The sequence below is a fragment of the Mesorhizobium sp. M0185 genome (assembly GCF_040322175.1).
Lineage (GTDB): Bacteria > Pseudomonadota > Alphaproteobacteria > Rhizobiales > Rhizobiaceae > Mesorhizobium.
Genome location: NZ_JAMYSY010000021.1, coordinates 1 through 18625 on the forward strand (window position 1 = coordinate 1; position 18625 = coordinate 18625).

Annotated in this window: 16 protein-coding genes; 2 read left to right on the forward strand and 14 right to left on the reverse strand. The window is 63.2% G+C overall.

All coding sequences use genetic code 11. The features are described 5' to 3' along the window. Positions 1-144 precede the first annotated feature (144 nt). The 5 genes from NKJ20_RS17910 to NKJ20_RS17930 form a co-directional block, all read right to left on the reverse strand. On the reverse strand, positions 145-1257 hold the full coding sequence (locus NKJ20_RS17910; RefSeq protein ID WP_023680224.1) for an ABC transporter ATP-binding protein: 1113 nt from the start codon (positions 1255-1257) through the stop codon (positions 145-147). A gap of 25 nt (positions 1258-1282) precedes the next feature. Beyond that, positions 1283-2947, reverse strand: a complete 1665-nt coding sequence (bglA, locus tag NKJ20_RS17915) for a beta-galactosidase BglA (RefSeq protein WP_352452252.1) — start codon at positions 2945-2947, stop codon at positions 1283-1285. Positions 2948-2951: 4 nt separating this feature from the next. After that, a complete protein-coding gene (locus NKJ20_RS17920) occupies positions 2952-4106 on the reverse strand; it encodes a carbohydrate ABC transporter permease (protein WP_352452251.1) in 1155 nt (384 codons plus the stop codon). 1 nt (position 4107) lies between these two features. Continuing rightward, a complete protein-coding gene (locus NKJ20_RS17925) occupies positions 4108-5121 on the reverse strand; it encodes a carbohydrate ABC transporter permease (protein WP_023680221.1) in 1014 nt (337 codons plus the stop codon). Between the two features lie 227 nt (positions 5122-5348). Beyond that, positions 5349-6704 carry an ABC transporter substrate-binding protein gene (locus tag NKJ20_RS17930; RefSeq protein WP_352452249.1) on the reverse strand — a complete coding sequence of 452 codons (1356 nt, stop codon included), beginning with the start codon at positions 6702-6704 and terminating at the stop codon, positions 5349-5351. Positions 6705-7067: 363 nt separating this feature from the next. Here NKJ20_RS17930 and NKJ20_RS17935 point away from each other — a divergent pair, with 363 nt between their 5' ends. After that, positions 7068-8090: a substrate-binding domain-containing protein gene (locus NKJ20_RS17935; RefSeq protein ID WP_352745786.1), complete on the forward strand. Its 1023-nt coding sequence runs from the start codon at positions 7068-7070 to the stop codon at positions 8088-8090. A 72-nt stretch (positions 8091-8162) separates the two neighbouring features. Here NKJ20_RS17935 and NKJ20_RS17940 read toward each other — a convergent pair whose 3' ends face one another. Beyond that, positions 8163-9071, reverse strand: coding sequence for a LysR family transcriptional regulator (locus tag NKJ20_RS17940; RefSeq protein ID WP_352745789.1), 909 nt, complete (start codon positions 9069-9071; stop codon positions 8163-8165). A gap of 81 nt (positions 9072-9152) precedes the next feature. Between NKJ20_RS17940 and NKJ20_RS17945 the strand changes: the two genes are divergently transcribed. Continuing rightward, entirely contained in the window at positions 9153-9647 is a 495-nt protein-coding gene (locus NKJ20_RS17945; RefSeq protein ID WP_352745790.1) for a DUF8737 domain-containing protein, read from the forward strand. A gap of 5 nt (positions 9648-9652) precedes the next feature. On the opposite strand, the gene NKJ20_RS17950 is transcribed toward NKJ20_RS17945, so the two are convergent. From NKJ20_RS17950 to NKJ20_RS17985, 8 genes are all read right to left on the reverse strand, one after another. After that, complete coding sequence (locus NKJ20_RS17950) at positions 9653-11113, reverse strand: S8 family serine peptidase (protein ID WP_352745792.1); 1461 nt, start codon at positions 11111-11113, stop codon at positions 9653-9655. Then, entirely contained in the window at positions 11103-11771 is a 669-nt protein-coding gene (locus NKJ20_RS17955) for an anti-sigma factor (protein ID WP_352745795.1), read from the reverse strand. Before NKJ20_RS17955 ends, NKJ20_RS17950 begins: the two co-directional genes overlap by 11 nt. After that, positions 11768-12331 (reverse strand): sigma-70 family RNA polymerase sigma factor, encoded by a 564-nt coding sequence (locus NKJ20_RS17960; protein ID WP_352452243.1) that lies wholly within the window; start codon positions 12329-12331, stop codon positions 11768-11770. Before NKJ20_RS17960 ends, NKJ20_RS17955 begins: the two co-directional genes overlap by 4 nt. Before the next feature lie 133 nt (positions 12332-12464). Then, positions 12465-13304 (reverse strand): alkaline phosphatase family protein, encoded by an 840-nt coding sequence (locus NKJ20_RS17965; protein ID WP_352452242.1) that lies wholly within the window; start codon positions 13302-13304, stop codon positions 12465-12467. A gap of 93 nt (positions 13305-13397) precedes the next feature. Then, positions 13398-15083 (reverse strand): ABC transporter ATP-binding protein, encoded by a 1686-nt coding sequence (locus NKJ20_RS17970; RefSeq protein WP_352681493.1) that lies wholly within the window; start codon positions 15081-15083, stop codon positions 13398-13400. Then, the gene (locus tag NKJ20_RS17975) at positions 15083-15910 is read right to left on the reverse strand and encodes an ABC transporter permease (RefSeq protein ID WP_352452240.1); all 828 of its coding nucleotides are present in this window, start codon (positions 15908-15910) and stop codon (positions 15083-15085) included. Before NKJ20_RS17975 ends, NKJ20_RS17970 begins: the two co-directional genes overlap by 1 nt. A gap of 10 nt (positions 15911-15920) precedes the next feature. Further along, on the reverse strand, positions 15921-16880 hold the full coding sequence (locus NKJ20_RS17980) for an ABC transporter permease (protein ID WP_352681491.1): 960 nt from the start codon (positions 16878-16880) through the stop codon (positions 15921-15923). A 16-nt stretch (positions 16881-16896) separates the two neighbouring features. After that, positions 16897-18483, reverse strand: coding sequence for an ABC transporter substrate-binding protein (locus NKJ20_RS17985; RefSeq protein ID WP_023676219.1), 1587 nt, complete (start codon positions 18481-18483; stop codon positions 16897-16899). Positions 18484-18625: the final 142 nt, after the last annotated feature.

Sequence of the window (18625 nt, forward strand, 5' to 3'; positions counted from 1 at the left end):
GTTTTTTTTTAAAAAAAAATTTTAAGCGGGGGTGGGGGGTACTTTAAAATAAAACCTTCTTAAAGCGCCCACTTTTATAAACCCAATCCGGGGCGGGCCTCGCCGCCCCGCTCTTGTCTCTTGCATGGCGGAAGAACGCCTGCTTCAAGCCGCCTTTGCTTCTGCTTCATGGAGCGCGAAAGAGCGCCCGTCCGCGTCGAAAATATGTAGGTCTCCGGCGTCCGCCGTCAGCCGCAGCGTCGCTCCGCGCTTGACCTCGACATTGCCCGGCAGCTTGGTCACCAGCGGCAGGTCGGCGCGGCCGATGTCGACATAGACGAGCTGGACCTCGCCGAGCTGCTCGACGTAATCGACCGTCCCTTCGAACAAATAGTCGGCGCCGGTGGCAATCATCAGATCCTCCGGCCGCACCCCGAAGCTCACCGCTGCGCCTTTCGCCGACGCAGGCGTTGCGATCGGCACCGTTGCCTTGCGGCCGCCGACATGGCTGACGACCGTCGGGTTGCCGGTCTTGTCGATCGTCGCCGGCAGGATGTTCATCGCCGGCGAGCCGATGAACTGGGCGACGAACAGATTGCCGGGCCGCTTGTAGAGCTCCATCGGCGTGCCGACCTGTTCGATATGGCCTTCCTTCAGCACCACGATGCGGTCGGCCAGCGTCATCGCCTCGACCTGGTCGTGGGTGACATAGATCATGGTTGTGGCCGGCATCGATTCCTTGAGCTTGGCGATCTCGATGCGGGTGGCGACACGCAGCGCCGCGTCGAGGTTGGACAGCGGTTCGTCGAACAGAAAAACCTTGGGATTGCGCACGATGGCGCGACCGATGGCGACGCGCTGGCGCTGGCCGCCCGACATCGCCTTGGGCAGACGGTCGAGATATTTGGTCAGCTGCAGGATCTCGGCCGCCTGGCGCACCCGCTTGTCGATCTCGGCCTTGCTTTCCTTGCCGATCTTCATCGAGAAGGCCATGTTGTCGTAGACGGTCATGTGCGGATAGAGCGCATAGGACTGGAACACCATGGCGATGCCGCGCTTTGACGGCGGCACGTCGTTGACGATCTCGCCGTCGATCTTGAGCTCGCCCGAGGTGATCTCCTCCAGCCCGGCGATGCAGCGCAGCAAGGTCGACTTGCCGCAACCAGAGGGACCGACGAAGACGATGAATTCGCCCGACTTTATGTCGAGGTCGACGCCGTGCAGAATGTTGAGATTGCCATATGATTTCCTCACTTGCCTTAGCGTGACATCGGCCATGGTACCCTCCAGTTCTTCCTTGAATTCAGTCGATACGCCCGAACCAGGCGCCGTAGCCGCCGAGGCGGATAGTGCCGGCGCCAGTCTGTCCCGAAAACCCGTGTCCCGGCAAGGGCTGCAATGAGCGGCCGCCAAGATCGACCTCGGCCGGCTTTGCTCCGAGATTGAAGGCGCAGACGATCTGCTCGTTGCCTTCGCGGCGCGTGAAGGCGACGGTGTCGCCCTCGCTTTCGATGAACTCGATATCACCCTTGGCCAGTGCCGGATGGGCGCGGCGGAAAGCCAGGAAGCGCCGGTAGTGCTCGAGCAGCGAGCCGTCGTCGCCTTGCTGCACATTGACGGCTTGCGCAAGGTGCTTGCTGGGCACCGGCAGCCAGGGCTTTGCCGTCGAGAAGCCGCCATTGCGGGCAGCGCCGTCCCAAACCATCGGCGTACGGCAGCCGTCGCGTCCCTTGAATTCAGGCCAGAAGCGGATGCCGTATGGGTCCTGCAGATCCTCGAAGCCGAGTTCGGCCTCGCTGAGCCCGAGCTCCTCGCCCTGATAGATACAGACCGAGCCGCGCAACGACATCAGCAGCGCCGAGATGACCTTGAGGTAGGCGGTCGGGTCGGGCTCGCCGGCTGCCCAGCGCGAGGCGGGACGCATCACGTCATGGTTGGAGAAGGCCCAGCACGACCAGCCGTCGCTGGCCACCTTGCCGAAGGTTTCCAGCACCGAGCGCACCTTTGCCGCGCTGATCTTCTCCGGCGCCAGGAAGTCGAAGGAGTAACACATATGCACGCGCTTGCCGCCGGCCGTATAGGCCGCCACCACTTCCAGCCCACGCTGCGAATCGCCGACCTCGCCAACTGCGGCCGTCGCCGGGTATTCGTCGAGCAAGGCGCGGAAGCGTTCGAGGAAGCCGAGGTTTTCAGGCCGGCTCTTGTCGTAGAGATGGTCCTGGTAGTTGTAGGGGTTGACGGCCGGCGCCGTCTGGTCGTTGCGCTGCTCGGGCGGCAGCGGCGGATTGTCTTCCAGGCCTTGGCTGTGGAAATAGAAATTGATGGTATCGAGTCGGAAGCCGTCGACGCCGCGCTCCAGCCAGAAGCGGGTGACGTCGAGCAGCGCGTCCTGGACCGCGCGGCTGTGGAAATTGAGGTCGGGCTGCTCGGCCAGGAAATTATGCAGGTAATATTGCTGGCGGCTGGTGTCCCACTGCCAGGCCGAGCCGCCGAAGATCGACAGCCAGTTATTGGGTGGCGTGCCGTCCGGCTTGGCATCCGCCCAGACATACCAGTCGGCTTTTGGATTGCTGCGGCTCGAGCGGCTCTCCTTGAACCAGGGATGGATGTCGGCGGTGTGCGAGAGCACCTCGTCGATCATCACCTTGAGGCCAAGCCGGTGCGCCTCTGCGGTCAGCGCGTCGAAGTCGGCCAGCGTGCCGAACATCGGATCGACATCGCAATAATCCGACACGTCGTAGCCAAAATCCTTCATCGGCGATTTGAAGAATGGCGAGATCCAGATGGCGTCGACACCGAGCGAGGCGATGTAGGCCAGCCGGCCGATCATGCCCCTGAGGTCGCCGATGCCGTCGCCGTTCGAATCCTGATAGCTGCGCGGGTAGATCTGGTAGATCACGGCACCTCGCCACCAGTCGCGATCGATAGCGAGATCTGGCTTCGGGGTGGCCTTCAAAGCGGATTGCATGATCTCAACCTCCTTTCACCGAGCCGGCAAGCAGCCCACGGACGAAATAGCGCTGCAGCGAGAAGAACACGATCAGCGGCACGATGATGGTGACGAAGGCCGATGTCGTCAGGATCTCCCAGTCGCCGCCGCGCGAGCCGAGCAACGCATTGAGCTTGGCGGTAAGCACGATCTGGTCGCCCTCGGTACCAAGGAAAACCATCGCCACCAGCAGATCGTTCCACACCCAGAGAAACTGGAAGATGGCGAACGAGGCCAGCACCGGGAACGACAGTGGCAGCACGATCTTGACGAAGATCTCGAAATCGCTGGCGCCGTCGATGCGCGCCGACTCCATGATCTCGCGTGGCAGGCCGGCGATATAGCTCCTCAGAAGATAGATGGCGAAAGGCAGGCCGAAGCCGGTATGGGCCAGCCAGATGCCGAGATAGGTCTTCGACGGCACGCCGAAGAAGCTGCCGACGCCGTTATAGAGCTTCAACAGCGGAATCAGCGACATCTGCAGCGGCACGACCAGGAGGCCGATGATGACGGCGATGAGCAGGGCCCGGCCAGGAAAGCGCATCCAGGCCAGCGCGTAGGCGGCGAACGCGGCGATCAGGATTGGAATGACGGTCGCCGGAATGGTGACGGTCAGCGAGTTCATGAAGGAGCGGCCGATGCCTTCCGAAAACAGCACCGTGTCGTAATTGTCGGTGGTGAATTTCGGCGGCGCCGACGAGGCGTAATAGACGCGCTGGCCGCGTTCGCTCTCGAAAGCCTTCGGCGAGGTCATGACGAAACTGCCGTCGGCATTGAGTTGCAGGGTGACGCCGTCGCCGAGATCGGCTGTCGAGCCGGCGGGATATTGCGTCGGCGCGGCCGACTTGACGCCAAAGGCGCTGATGTTGCGGGCCGGGCCGTCGCCGAAGATATTGCCTTGCAGGACGAACTTGCCCTCCTTCTCGACCTGCGCCGAGGCTGGCGGCAGCCGGCCGGCTTCCGTCTGGCTGGAACTGGTGAACGAGTTCCACCAGCCCGAAGCGATGATCTGATCCTTGTCGCGCAGTGACGAGACCAGAATGCCGAGCGTCGGGATCGTCCAGATCGCAACGAAGATGAAGACGGCGATGTGGACGCCGAAACGGCTGACAAAGGACTTTCCGGTCGACGCGGCCATCTCAATGCCCTTCCGTCTCTTTGTTCGCCTGGCGGATGTTCCAGACCATGATCGGAATGACCGCGATCATGATGATGATGGCGATGGTGGCGCCGCGGCCGAAATCGCCGCCGCCGCGGAACATCCAGTCGAACATCAGATTGGCCAGCACCTGGCTGTTCCACTGGCCGTTGGTCATGGTCAGCACGATGTCGAAAACCTTCAGCACCAGGATGGTGATGGTGGTCCAGACCACGGCGATGGTGCCCCAGATCTGCGGCACCATGATCTTCCAGAAGATCTGGAAAGGGTTGGCGCCGTCGATGACGGCGGCTTCCAGCGTCTCTTCCGGAATGCCGCGCAAGGCCGACGACAGGATGACCATGGCAAAGCCGGTCTGGATCCAGATCAGGATGACCATCAGGAAGAAGTTGTTCCAGAACGGCAGCGAGATCCAGACCTGCGGCTGGCCGCCGAAATACTGGATGATGGCGTTGAGCAGGCCGATCTGCGTCTGCCCGTCGCCGCGATATTCGTAGATGAATTTCCAGATGACGCTGGCGCCGACGAACGAGATCGCCAGCGGCAGGAAGATCAGGCTCTTGGCGATGGTGCCCCACCAGATCTTGTCGGTGAGCACGGCGATGATCAGCCCGAGGAAGGTGCAGGCGGCCGGCACCACCGCCAGCCAGATGATGTTGTTGAGGATCGAGTTGCGGAACTCGCGGTCGCCGAACGCCCATTGATAGTTGGCCAAGCCGACGAAATGGGCGCCGCCGCGATCAAGGAACGACAGCCTCAGTGTCTCCACCACCGGGTAGATCAGGTAGATGGTGAGGATGATCATCGCCGGGCCGACGAACAGCCAAGGCCGGATCACCCCCTGCCGGCGCAGATTGTTAATCGCCGCCTTGCCGGAAACGCCGCGCGCCGGAAAGATCGTGTCGAGTGCCTTGTTGGCGCCCCAGAAATAGGCGACGCAGCCGCCCACGCCGATGATGATGACGAATATCGCCGAAAAAATCTGAGCCGCCATGGGTCCCTCCCCCTGCGCACGGATCCGCCAGTCGAGAATGGCTTTGGCGACGGGATCATGCGCCGATTCAGTTGTCTGGAGCGCGACCAGCCGGAAAGCAGGTCACTGGGCGCGCGTCATGCCGGAATGCGTTGTGCTCACGACAATCGACGCGACGCCAAGCACCGGATAAGGTCCGGGCCGTTTGAGGCCCGGACCACATCACATTGGGAACTCAAGCCGGCCGCTTACTTGATCGCGTCCCAGCTTTTCTGGATGTCAGTGGCGACGTCCTGGGCGGACTTGCCGCCGACCAGGTCGATCATGCCGGTCCAGAACGCACCGGCGCCGATCTTGCCCGGCATCAGGTCGGACCCGTCGAAGCGGAAGGTCGAGGCGTTGGCCAGGATCTCGCCCTGCTTCTTCAGCGCGTCGCTAGCATAGGCGTCCTTGTTGACCGACTTGAACGGCGTCACGAAGCCGCCCTGTGCCATCCAGATCTCATGAGCGAGCGGCAGCTTCAGGAATTCGATGAACGCGCGGGCACTCTTGCTATCTTTGGTGATCATGGCCAGCGTGCCGGCGCCGAGCACCGGAGTGCCGAGCTCGGGCTTGGAGGCGTAGGGCGGGTAATAGAAGAAGTCGGCATCCTCGCCGATCTTGGTGCCTTGCGGGAAGAAGGTCGGGATGAACGATGCCTGGTGGTGCAGATAGCATTTCGGCGGCACCGAGAAGAGGCCCTTCGGGCTGTCACGGAAATCGGTCGCCGCAACCGCCTTGGCGCCGCCCTCGACCATCTTGTCGTCCGTCGCGATCTTGCCGAAAATGTCGATCGCATTGACCACTGCCGGATCGTTGAACGGAATTTCGTTCTTAACCCATTTGTCGTAGGTCTCGGGCGTCTGGGTGCGCAGCATGATGTCTTCGACCCAGTCGGTCGCCGGCCAGCCGGTGGCGCCGCCCGAACCAAGCCCGATGCACCATGGCGTGCCGCCGTCGGCGATGATCTTCTTTTCGAGCTCGGCAAGCTCTTCCTGGGTCTTCGGCACCTTGTAGCCCGCTTCCTCGAAATTGTCCGGCGAGTACCAGACCAGCGACTTCACGTCGGCCTTATACGGAAAGGCGAAGAAGCCGGGCTTGCCGTCCTTGTCCTTGAACGTGCCGAGGTCGACCCAGGATTGGCCGGCGCCGTAATTGTCCTTGACCCAGTTGGCCGTGTCGTCGCCGAGCGGCGTCAAAAGCCCCTTCGATGCCAGATCCTGGATCAGGCCCGGCTGCGGCAGCACGGCAATGTTGGGCGGGCTGCCGGCCTGCGTGTCGATGACGATCTGCTGCTCGTAATTCTCCGACGAGGAGTACTTGATCTCGGCGCCGGTGGCTTCGGAGAAGTAATCGAGGACGGTGCGGATAAGCCCTTCGTCCTCGCCGCGCCACGGCCCGAAGATCGTCAGCGTCTCGCCCTTGAGGTCGACCTTCTTGAGCTCCTCGTAGTTGGCCCAGTTGAAACGGGGATCTTCGCCCGGCTTGAACTTCAGTTCGGCTTGCGCCGGCATGGCGAGCGCAAGCGTGGCAAACGCAGCGCCCAGCAGAAGCATTTTCTTCATCGGTATTCCCTCCCAGTGGTGACAAACACCGAACGAAACCTCCATTCCGTCCGCCGGCGCTGCAGGACTGTGACTCAGTCGGAAAGGAACTGCAACCTTTTCGTAGAGTCTTCCAAAGCGCTTTGGTGATTTCGATCTCGCCACTGAATTGATCCGGAGTCAAGAGAAAGCCAAATTAATCGATTTAATTTTTGCGGTCGAGTGCCGGCGAAAGTGCGCTGCAGCACAGTTTTCTGGCGGTGCAGCAGCAAATTCGGCTTCAAACCGGTCCGAACCGTGCGTAAGGTCATTGCGCTCGGCGGCGCAGTTCGTAGCGGCCAGATCGATTCAGATTAAAAGCGCTTTGAGGTTTGGAGGCCTCCGGTGAACCTCAAGCAGCTCTCCCACATGCTGGCGCTTTCGCAGACTACGGTCAGCCGCGCATTGAACGGCTACCCGGAAGTCAACGAGGAAACGCGCCGGCGGGTGGTCGATGCCGCCAAGCGTCACGGCTATCGCCCCAATCCGAGCGCGCGCCGGCTGGCGACCGGCAAGACCGGCATGATCGGCTATGTGCTGCCGACGGGGACGACCGTCGACATCGACCCGCATTTCGTCGAGTTCCTGTCCGGCCTCGGCGACTATGCGCGTTCGCACGAGCTCGACCTGGTGCTGTCACCGGCCGATGCCGACGACCAGGAGACGACGTACCGCCGCATTGTCGCCAACCGGCAGGTCGACGCGGTCTATATCTCCTCGCCGAGGCCGGCCGACCGACGGGTGGCGCTGGTCAATACGCTCGGCATTCCTTTCATCGTCCATGGCCGCAGCGAAGGCTTCGATTTCGAGTATCCGTTCACCGACATCGACAATGAGGGCGCCTTCCACGAGGCGGCGCGGCTACTCGTTCAGCTCGGTCATAGGCGTCTGGCGCTGATCAATGGCGACGATCGCGAGACCTTCGCCATCCATCGCGAGCGCGGCGTGCGCCGCGCGCTTGCGGCGAGCGGCCTGGTGCTTCGTGATCAGCATGTCTGTTCGCTCACCATGACCGAGGAGAATGGCTACCGCGCCGCCCGGCGCTTGCTGGAACAAAGCGACGCGCCGACGGCGATCGCCTGCTCCAGCCTGATCATGGCGCTCGGCGTGGTGCGCGCGGTGCGCGATCTCGGCCTGACCATTCCGGGCGACCTGTCGCTGATCGCCCATGACGACGTCTTTCCCTGGCTGAAGCCGGAAAATTTTTCGGTGCCCTTGTCGACGACGCGTTCGTCGATCCGCCTCGCCGGCGCGCGCATCGCCGAACGCTTGGCGGCGCGGATTTCCGGCCTGGAGGAGGGCGCTCGCGGCGAAGTCTGGCCGGTCGACCTGGTGGTCAGGGGATCGGTCGCCGGCGCGCCGGCCTAGAGGCAATCACTCTGAACGGCCGAGGTCGACTCTTGGCGGCTGTTGGCCAGCACCAGCGGGTGCGTCCTGGTCTCAGGCCGCGGATTTGAGGTGATCGATGAAGGCGCGCAGCTTCGGCAGGACTTGGCGCTTGCCGGGATGATAAAGGAAGACACCCGGCGTCGTCGTGGCGACGCTGTCCAGCACCGACTGGAGTTTTCCTTCGGCTATCAGACCTTCGGCGAGTGGTCGCGGTGTCTGCGCCAGCCCGACGCCCCGCATCGCAGCCCCGACCAACGTCGAATAGTCGTGCGCGATCAGCGGGCCTGAGACGACCGCTTCGATCGCGCCGTTGCCGTCGATGAACGACCAGGGCGCGATGCTGCCATTCGAGCGGCGCAAGCGTAAGCAGGCGTGGTGGCGCAAGTCGTCGACACGCTCGGGACGGCCGTGGCGCTCAAGATAGTCAGGGCTGCCGACGACCACGAACGAGAACGGCGCTGTCAGCCGCACCGCGACCATGTCGGCGGCGATGAGCTGGCCGAGGCGGATGCCGGCATCGAACCCGCCGGTCGCGAGATCGACCATCTGGTCGCTCACGGCGATCTCCAGTTCGATCTCAGGATAGGCTTGGCAGAACGACGCGATCAGCGGCTCCAACATCAGCGGCACGATGGCGCGGGGCACAGACAGGCGCAGCAGACCAGTCGGCCGCTGGCCGATATCGCGGGCGGCCTCGCCGGCCGCGACAAGCTCTTCGAATGCCGGGCCGGCACGGTCGAGGAATCGCTGGCCAGGCTCGGTTAAACCAACGCTCCGCGTCGTGCGGACGAACAACGCCGTGCCCAGACGGGCTTCCAGCGCGCGCACCGCTTGGCTCACGGCGGATGGCGTCACGCCGAGATCGGCGGCGGCACGGCGGAAGCTGAGGCGCCTGGCGACGGCCAGGAACGCCTCGACGCCCTCCAGCGCACCATGTCGGACTGTGTAGTTCTGCTTCATAGGTTGTTGTGATTACACCGGATAGTCGAATTGCGGTAGCGGGCTTAAAGCCGCGTGAATCAACTGTTGAGAGAAGGCCAAATGTCCACGGAAATGGTGTTCCAAACCCATCTTGTTCTCGGCTATGTCGCGTGGTTGCTTTGCTTCGGCGCGTACGGTTTGCCGTGGCTCAGGTCGATGGACCGGGTCGCAGCGCAACGCGCTATCGCTATGCTGCACAGCTTCCGCTTCTTCGGGCTCGTCTTCCTGGTTCCGGGCGTCGTAAGCCCCAATCTGCCCGCTGATTTCGCCGTGTTCGCCGCCTACGGCGATTTCGCGACTGGCGTGCTGGCCATGCTGGCGCTGCTCACGGTGAGGATACGCCCGCTCTTCTGGCCGTTGGTCGTCGCCTTCAATGTCGCAGGGACGGTCGACCTCATCGTCGACTATTACCACGCCATTCAGATCGGCCTTCCTGCACGCGCAGGCGAACTGGGCGCCACCTACGCGATCCCGATCATCTACGTACCGCTGCTGATGATAACGCACGTCGCCGCGTTCTATTTTCTGGCACGTCCTCGGCAAAACGCGACTTGAGCGGGCTATTCCTTCGCCGCTTCGGCCGCCTTGGTATTCAGCAGCCCAAAGCCGAAATCATTGTCCCGCCCCTTGGGGCCGAGATCCCTGGCGGTGGCGGCAAGTGCTTTCTCGACCCAGTCGGCCAAACGGTCGGGTGCGGCATGCAACAGGTTGGCGACGGCGCCGGTCACGATCGCTGCGGCGAAGGACGTCCCGGTCACCACGTCCGAGCCGGCGCCGCTTGGCGCTACCATCTCGACGCCGGGAGCGGAGATGAAGACGTAGGCGCCGCGATTGGCCTGCGGCATCAGCCCGTCCTTGGCATCGGTGGCCGTCACCGCGATCACGCCGACGAAGGCGGCCGGATAACCATAGGGCGCCTTCGGTCCGTTATTGCCGGCGGCCGCGACCAGCACGATGTCGAGCGCGCGCGCATTGCGGCAGGCGATGCCGAGCAGGTCGTTCTTCGGACCGACGAAGCTCATATTGATGATGCGGACATCCTGCTCCGCCGCCCAGTCGAGCGCCGAAAGGATGACGTCCATGGTCGACTTGCCGCCCTCGAAGGCGCGGGCGTGATAGATCCTGGCGCCCGGCGCCATGCCTTTGAACGCGCCGGTGCCGGCAATCAGTCCATCGATCGAAGTGCCGTGGTCGCGCGCCTTGATCGGCACGTCGGGCATGGCATCGAACTGCCCGGCGATGACGCCGGAGAGCGCCGGATTGCCGTCATCGATGCCGGTGTCGATGACGCCGACGCGCACATTCTCGCCGCTGGCTTTGTCGGCATCGAGCGCGATGCGCTCGAACGCATAATTGACGATGCTGGCCGCCTGCTGCAGCGAATAGACATGGTTGGCCTCACGCCGCAACGTGCGGCCGTCGGCGGCAAGCTGTGCCAGCACGACGCCGACCGGGCGGCCATCGGGAATGCCGAAGCGCACCAGCGTGTTGCCGAGCAGCCGCGACTGCCGCTGCGAGCGTATCTCGAGGCCGAACGAAGCCGCGATCTGCTGGACCGCGCCGGCATCGCCATTGACCGTGACCAGCACCTCGTCGGACACGAAATCGCCGGTCACGGCGCGCGGCGGCTCGGTTGCGACAAGATCGGTCGGCGCTACGACCGGACCGCCCGGCGCGGCTACCTGTGTTGCTGGCGCATCGGAGGGCGGAGCGGACGACGGGGCTGCAGTATTGCCGGGAACGGGTATCGGCACCTCGGCGACTACGGCAGGATTGGGGAACAAGTCGACAATCAGCGCGGGAAGAAACACGGCAATCGCCGTGGAAGCTTTAGCCGGCGTTTTGCCGCCGCTATCCTTCCCGTCATCGCCGTCCTTGGTGCAGTCGGTGCCGGCAGCCGTTGCCCGGTTCAGGCAGTCGATCTCAGCCTGGGTGAGGTTCGGGTCATTGGTCTGCGCCATTGCGGACGCGGCGAAGATTGTCATCGCCGCCGTCAATCGAATGACCGCCTCAGCCGCCATCAGCCGGTTTCCTTCCCTCCAGGGCAGCTTCGGTGAAAGGCTGGGCGGCGATAAGGCCAAGCAGCTTGTGATAGTCGGCGGCGGTCTTGGCCGGGACGCCGACGCGGAAGACGCCGTCGGCGGTCGGCCCTCCGGCGATCTTCAACTGGTTCTGGTCGAGAAAAGCGATGATGTCGGACAGCTTCGCATCCGGTTTGAACTTCACAAGGGCAAACGGCATTTTGGCCAGATCGTCCTCCGATCCGGCAATCTCGAAATCGCCACCTCTGTTGCCGGTCTGCACAAAGGATTGCGCGACGACCAGGGCCAGCAGCACCGCGGCCGCGGCCCAGGCGACGCCGGCGGGCACCGCCATGAAGCGGCTCCAGGCTTGCGCCAGCCACGACGATGCCGCCGGCGCGCGGGACGGGCCGGCCTCGGCGTCGAGCGCCTTGGCAAAGCGGCTGAGCGCATCGGCCGGCGTGCGGATTGCCTCGTTTGCGGCAGCGGTGCCGGAGAATTCGGCCTCGGCCTCGCCTAATGCGGCCATCGCCGCCGGATCGCTCGCCAGCCATTCCTCGATGGCTTCGAGCTCGGTGCCCTCCAGCGAGCCGTTCAGATAAAACGGCAGCAGCATTTCCATTTCGTCGCGGCGTGACATTTTTTCAGCGGCGCTCATGGCCACCCCCTGTCGTAACCGGCGGCCTTGAGGGCTTCGCCGAGTTTCTTGCGGGCGTAGAACATCCTGGTCTTGACCGTTGCGACCGGGATGCCGAGTACCTCGCCGATCTCGCTCACCGATTGCCCGTGATAATAGGCAAGGTCGATCACCGTGCGGTGCTCTTCCGGCATGGCATCGATAAAGCGTCGCAAGGCGGCGGCCTTGTCTTCCTTCATCGTCACGACTTCCGGCGTGTCGGCGCCGTCGGCGACCTGGGCCGCGTCATCGTCGTCGATCCAGTCTTCCTTCTTCTTGCGCAGCAGGGACAGCGCCTTGAAGCGGGCAATACCGAGCAGCCATGTCGAGACCTCCGAGCGCCCCTCGAAGGCCGGTGCCTGCCGCCAGAGTTCGAGGAACACCTCGTTCGCGATATCGTCGGCCATCAGTTCCGATCCCGTCTGGCGTGCCACGAAGCGGTAGACCCGCGCGTGGTGGCGCATGAACAGGAGCCGCACGGCGGCACGGTCGCCTTTCGCGACCCGCTCGACAAGCGCGCGATCGGTCTCCGCGGCCGTCATCGCCGGTCGAGCCGCCTGGCTCCTGCCTGCTCTGTCGCTGATCGGCCCAAAAAGGTTCACCGCATCCGCTCGTATATTTGCGGAGGCTAACTGAAGAGCGGGAGCGTTGCCAGAGGGAGAAGAGGGCGCGCGCTCAACTCAGGAACGGCTCCGCCTTCATCGTCGCCGGCACCGGCACGCCGAGGCGCGCAAGCACCGTCGGCGCGAGCTGCAGCTGATCGAGCAGCGTATTGGCTTCCGGACCCTCGCCGGATCCGAAGTAGTAAAGTGCGAAATCCTGCATCTCATCGTCGTGGCCGCCATGATGGCCGCGATCGGTCTGGCCATGATCGGCGGTGACGATCACCTCGTAGCCGGCTTCCCGCCAGCGCGGCAGAAAGCCGGCGAGCATGGCGTCCATTGCATAGACGGCATGATCCATCTCGTGGCAGTCATGGCCGAAGCGGTGGCCCATCGAGTCCAGAGTACAGCTGTGCAGGATGCCGTAGTCGATGCCGTAGCGCCTGGTCAGCATGGTCAACGTCGCGAACAGGTCGACGTCGCTCGGCGTCATCTGGTTCCTGGCATTGTAGCCGGTCATGGTGTGGAACCGGCCATGGCTGATCGGCCTGCCCGGCTGGTCGAACTCCATGTCCTCGACCAGGTCGAACGGATAGGCCCGGAAGAATTCGGACCAGTAGGAGTGGGTGACCGCACCGGTCTTGCCGCCGGCCCTGCTGACTTCGGAAAAGATGTCCGGCTGTTCGACGCGAAACCGGTTCTCGTTCGACAGGATACCGTGCACCTGGGGCGGCACGCCGGTGTGGATCGAGGCATAGCAGGATGCCGAGGTCGACGGCAGCACGGAGCGCATTTTCCATACGCGGGCTTCGCCTGATTGCACCCAGCCTTCGAGATTGCCCATCAGCCGTCGCCAGTTCCGGTAAGGCACGCCGTCGAGGATGATGAGCAATAGTTTTGTGTTGAGCGCCAAGGGCGCCTCCATGCGGCTTAATCGGAAAAGTCAGGGCGGGCCTGCCGTTCAATCCACGCCCGGACAGGATCGTCGGGCGCAAAGGGCGGCCCGCTAGTTCCCCGCGCTGGCCATGCGCCGTCCCTTGATCGCTTTCTCTAGCCAGCCGATCTCCATTTCTGGCACCGACGATAGCAAAAGATCGGTGTAGGCATCGAAGGGTGGCGTCAGCACGGTGCTCTTGGCGCCGTAGCGCACCACTTCGCCGCGATACATCACGGCGATTGAATCGGCGATCGACTTGACCGTGGCCAGGTCGTGGGTGATGAACAGATAGGCGACGTTTTCCTCTTTCTGCAGCCCGAGGAGCAGCTCCAGTATGCCGTGGGCGACCAGCGGATCGAGCGCCGAGGTCACCTCGTCGCAGATGATCAGCTTCGGCTTTGCGGCGAGCGAGCGGGCGATGCAGACGCGCTGCTTCTGGCCGCCCGAAAGCTCGGCCGGATAGCGGTCGACATAGCCTTTGCCCATTTCGATCTTGTCGAGCAGTTCCGCGACACGGGCGTCACGTTGCCTTCCGCGCAGACCGAAATAGAATTCCAGCGGCCGGCCGATGATGGTGCCGACCGTCTGGCGCGGGTTCATCGCCACGTCGGCCATCTGGTAGATCATCTGCAGTTGGCGAAGATCCTCTTTCGGCCGGTCGGCAAGCCGGTTGGCGAGCGGCCGTCCGTCGAAGGTGACGGTGCCTTGTTCGGGCGGCAAGAGGCCGGTGATGGCGCGCGCCAGTGTCGATTTGCCGGAGCCGGACTCGCCGACCACCGCCAGCGTCTGGCCGGGGAAAATATCGACCGAGACGTTCTTCAGCACCTTGATGTGACTGCGGCCATAGGCGGCGGTGATGTTCTTGACCGACAGGAACGGGCTCGTGCCAGGCTTCTGCTCCTGGTGTTCGATCTCATGCACCGAAACCAGCGCGTTGGTGTATTCCTGGCGCGGCTCCTTGATGATCTGGCGGGTGCCGCCCCATTCGACCAGCCGGCCGTGGCGCAGCACCATGATCTCGTCCGAGACCTGGGCGACGACGGCAAGGTCGTGAGTGATGTAGAGCGCCGCGACATGCGTGTCGCGGATGGCATCCTTGATCGCCGCCAAGACGTCGATCTGCGTCGTCACGTCGAGCGCCGTGGTCGGCTCGTCGAAGACGATCAGGTCGGGTTCCGAGCACAGCGCCATTGCCGTCATCACGCGCTGCAGCTGACCGCCCGAGACCTGGTGGGGGAAGCGCTCGCCGATGCTTTCGGGGTTCGGCAGGCTGAGCTTCTTGAACAGCGCCACGGCGCGCTTTTCGGCTTCGGCCCGCGTCGCCGTGCCGTGCAGGAGTGCTGCCTCGACCACCTGGTCCATCAGCCTGTGCGCCGGATTGAAGGCGGCTGCCGCCGATTGCGCGACATAGCAGACCTCGCGGCCGCGCAATTTGCGAAACCCTTCGTTGCCGCCCTTCAAGATGTCGCGGCCATTGAGGATGACCTCGCCGCCGGTGATGCGCACGCCGCCGCGGCCGTAGCCCATCGACGACAGGCCGATGGTCGATTTGCCGGCGCCGGACTCGCCGATCAATCCGAGCACCTTGCCCTTTTCGAGCGTCAGCGAGACATCGTGCACCAGCACGATGTTCTTCGGCGCCTCACCCGGCGGATATACCGTGGCCTCGATGCGCAGATTGCGGATGTCGAGCAGCACGCCGGACTTTGGTTGCCCGGGCTTCGGTTGCCCGGGCTTCGGTTGCTTGTCAGCCATTAGCCGCGTCCTCCCTTCAGGCTTGTCGTGCGGTTGAGCACCCAGTCGGCGACGAGATTGACGGAAATCGCCAGCGCTGCGATCGCCGCCGCCGGAATGAGGGCGGCGCCTATGCCGAAGACGATGCCATCCTTGTTTTCCTTGACCATGCCGCCCCAATCGGCGTCCGGCGGCTGCACGCCAAGCCCGAGGAAGGACAGCGTCGACAGGAACAGTACGGCATAGATGAAGCGCAGGCCGAGTTCCGAAACCAGCGGCGACAGCGCATTGGGCAGGATTTCCCGGAAGATGATCCAGCCGCTGCCTTCGCCGCGCAATTTGGCCGCCTCGACATAGTCCATGACGTTGATGTCGACGGCGACCGCCCTCGACAGGCGGTAGACGCGGGTCGAGTCGAGAATGCCCATGACCAGGATCAGTGTCACCAGATTGGATGGCAGCACCGACAGCACGACAAGGGCCATGATCAGTGTCGGGATTGACATCAGGAGATCGACGAGACGCGACAGAAGCGTGTCGAACCAGCCGCCGAAAACCGCTGCCGAAAAGCCGAGGATGGCGCCGAGCGAGAAGGACAGCGCGGTCGCCAGCACCGCGATGAACAGGGTGATGCGGGCGCCGTAGATCATGCGCGACAACAGATCGCGGCCGAGATTGTCGGTGCCCAGCCAATGCGCCGCCGACATCGGTTCCCAAGGGACGTCGCTGACGATCTCGGCATTGCCATGCGGCGCGATCCACGGCGCAAAAATTGCTGCCAGCACGAACAGCGCCGTCAGCACGATGCCGACCAATGCCGGGATGGGGATGCGTTTGATGACGAGCATACCCGCCCCCTCATTTCGGATGTCTGAGGCGCGGATTGGCGACGATCGCCGCTATGTCCGCGATGATGTTCAGGCTGATGTAGACGGCGGCGAAGATCAGCCCGACCGCCTGCACCACCGGCACGTCACGCTTGGTGACGTGGTCGACGAGGTATTGGCCCATGCCTGGATAGACAAAGATAACTTCGACCACGACGACGCCGACGATCAGGTAAGCGAGATTGAGCATGACGACGTTGATGATCGGCGCAATGGCATTGGGGAAGGCATGCCTGCGGATGACCGCGAAGGCCGAAAGCCCCTTGAGTTCGGCGGTTTCGACATAGGCCGACTGCATGACGTTGAGGATCGCGGCGCGCGTCATGCGCATCATATGGGCTAGCACCACCAGGGTCAGCGCCGCCGCCGGCAGTGCGATGGCCTGAATGCGTTCGCCGAAAGGCATCCCGTCATAGACAGTGGAAATGGCGGGAAACCATTGATGTTGCACCGCGAAGAAAAAGACGAGCACATAGCCGACGAAGAATTCCGGGAAGGACGTCGAGGCCAGCGCCAGTCCCGAGATCAGCTTGTCGACCCAGCCATTGCGGTAGCGCACCGCGATCAGCCCGAGGATGATCGCCAGCGGCACCGCGACGACCGCCGCCCAGAAGGCGAGGAACAGCGTGTTCCACAGCCTTCCCTTGATAGAGGTTGCGATATCCTGACCGCTCGACATCGCCGTGCCGAGATCACCGGTCAGAATGCCGCCGAGCCAGCGAAAATAACGGATGTAGGCGGGATCATTGAGGCCGAGCTGCTCGCGCAGATTGGCGAGCGACTCCGGTGTCGCCGACTGTCCGAGGATGGCTTGAGCGACGTCGCCGGGCAGGATCTGGGTGCCGGCGAAGATCAGGACCGAAACGGCCAACAGCAGCAGAATGCCCAGCGCAATGCGCTGGGCCACCAGTTTCACGATGGGTGAGGACATATCCGCAAGGCCGGGCTCAGGCTTCGAGCCAGCACTTCGCCAGAGCATATCCGTTCATCAACTCCTGATGCGGATCATCCACCCACCCGGCAACCTTGGCGCCCGTCGCGTCGATAAACTGATTGAACATCGGCAGGATCAGGCCGCCCTCGTCGCGCACCATCACAGCCATGTCGTGGTACATGGCCTTGCGCTTGGCCTCGTCGAGCTCGGCGCGAGCCGCCAGCACCATCTTGTCGAAATCCGGACGCTTGAACCGTGTGTCGTTCCAGTCGGCCGTCGACAGATAGGCAGTCGAGTACATCTGATCCTGCGTCGACCGGCCGCCCCAGTAGGAGGCGCAGAAGGGCTGCTTGTTCCAGACTTCCGACCAATAGCCGTCGCCCGGCTCGCGCTTGATCTCCAGCGTGATGCCGGCCTTGGCAGCACTCTGCTGGAACAGCTGTGCAGCATCGACGGCACCGGGGAAGGCGACGTCCGACGTCCGGAGCAGGACGGCACCGTCATGGCCCGACTTCTTGTAGTGGAACTTGGCCTTGTCGGGATCGTATTTGCGCTGCTCGATCTCGGTGAATAGCGGGTACGATGCATTGATCGGGAAGTCGTTGCCGAGCGAGCCATAGCCACGCAGCACCTTGTTCAGCATCTCCTCGCGGTCGATCGCCAGCTTCAACGCCATCCGCAAATCGTTGTTGTCGAACGGCGCGGTGTTGCAGTGCATGATGAAGACGTAGTGGCCGGGTCCCGAATGGTTGCGGATGGTGACGCCGGGCACGCGCTTGATCAGATCGACGATCTTCGGCTCGACGCGGTTGATCATGTGGACCTGGCCGCCCTGCAGGGCGGCCGTACGCGCCGTGGCGTCGTTGATGACGATGATCTCTATCTGGTCGGCATGGCCCATCTTGTCGCCCTGCCAATAATTGGCGAAGCGCTCGCCGCCATGGCGCACGCCGGGCTCGTTGGTGGTGACCTTGTAAGGACCCGCCGAGATGCCGGCATCGGCCTTGTCCTTGCCGCCATTCGGCTGAATGATCAGGTGATAGTCGCTAAGCAGGTAGGGCAGGTCGGCATTCGGCTCCTTCAGCGTCAGCACCACTTCCTTGCCGCTGGCCTTGATGCTCTCGATGCCTTTCATGTAACCGAGCGCACCGGACTTTGACTTCTCGTCCGAATGGCGTTCGAGGGTGGCGGCCACGTCCTCTGCGGTCACCTTCTTGCCGTTGTGGAACTCGACGCCATCGCGGATCTTCAGCGTCCAGGTCTTGGCGTCGTCCGACGAGCCGATCTCTTCGGCGATGCGGTTCTCGAGCTTGCCTTCGGGAGACAGTTCGACGATCAGTTCGCCCCACATCTTGCCGAAGGCGAACGGCACCTGCGTCATAAACAGCGCCGGATCGAGGCTGTTGGTGGACTCGCCACCGACCAGGCCGGCCTTGAGCGTGCCGCCCTTGACCGGACCCGCCGCGCGGGAAGCGCTGGATAGCAGCGAATTGGCGATGGTTGCGGTGACGCCAAGCGCTGCTGCCCGGCCGAGAAAATCGCGACGGCTCAGCTTGCCGGACGCAACGCGCCGGCTCAGATATTCCAGTTCGTTTGACATGTTGAGTTCCTCACTCTGTTGGTCCGACCTTATGGTCGTTTTTCTCATTTCTATCGGGAGAATAATGACCGTAAGGGAAAGCGGTAAGCAAGACCGAATGCGACATGCCGTGGCGTAAATCGTGCGTCGCAATTGGACCAAT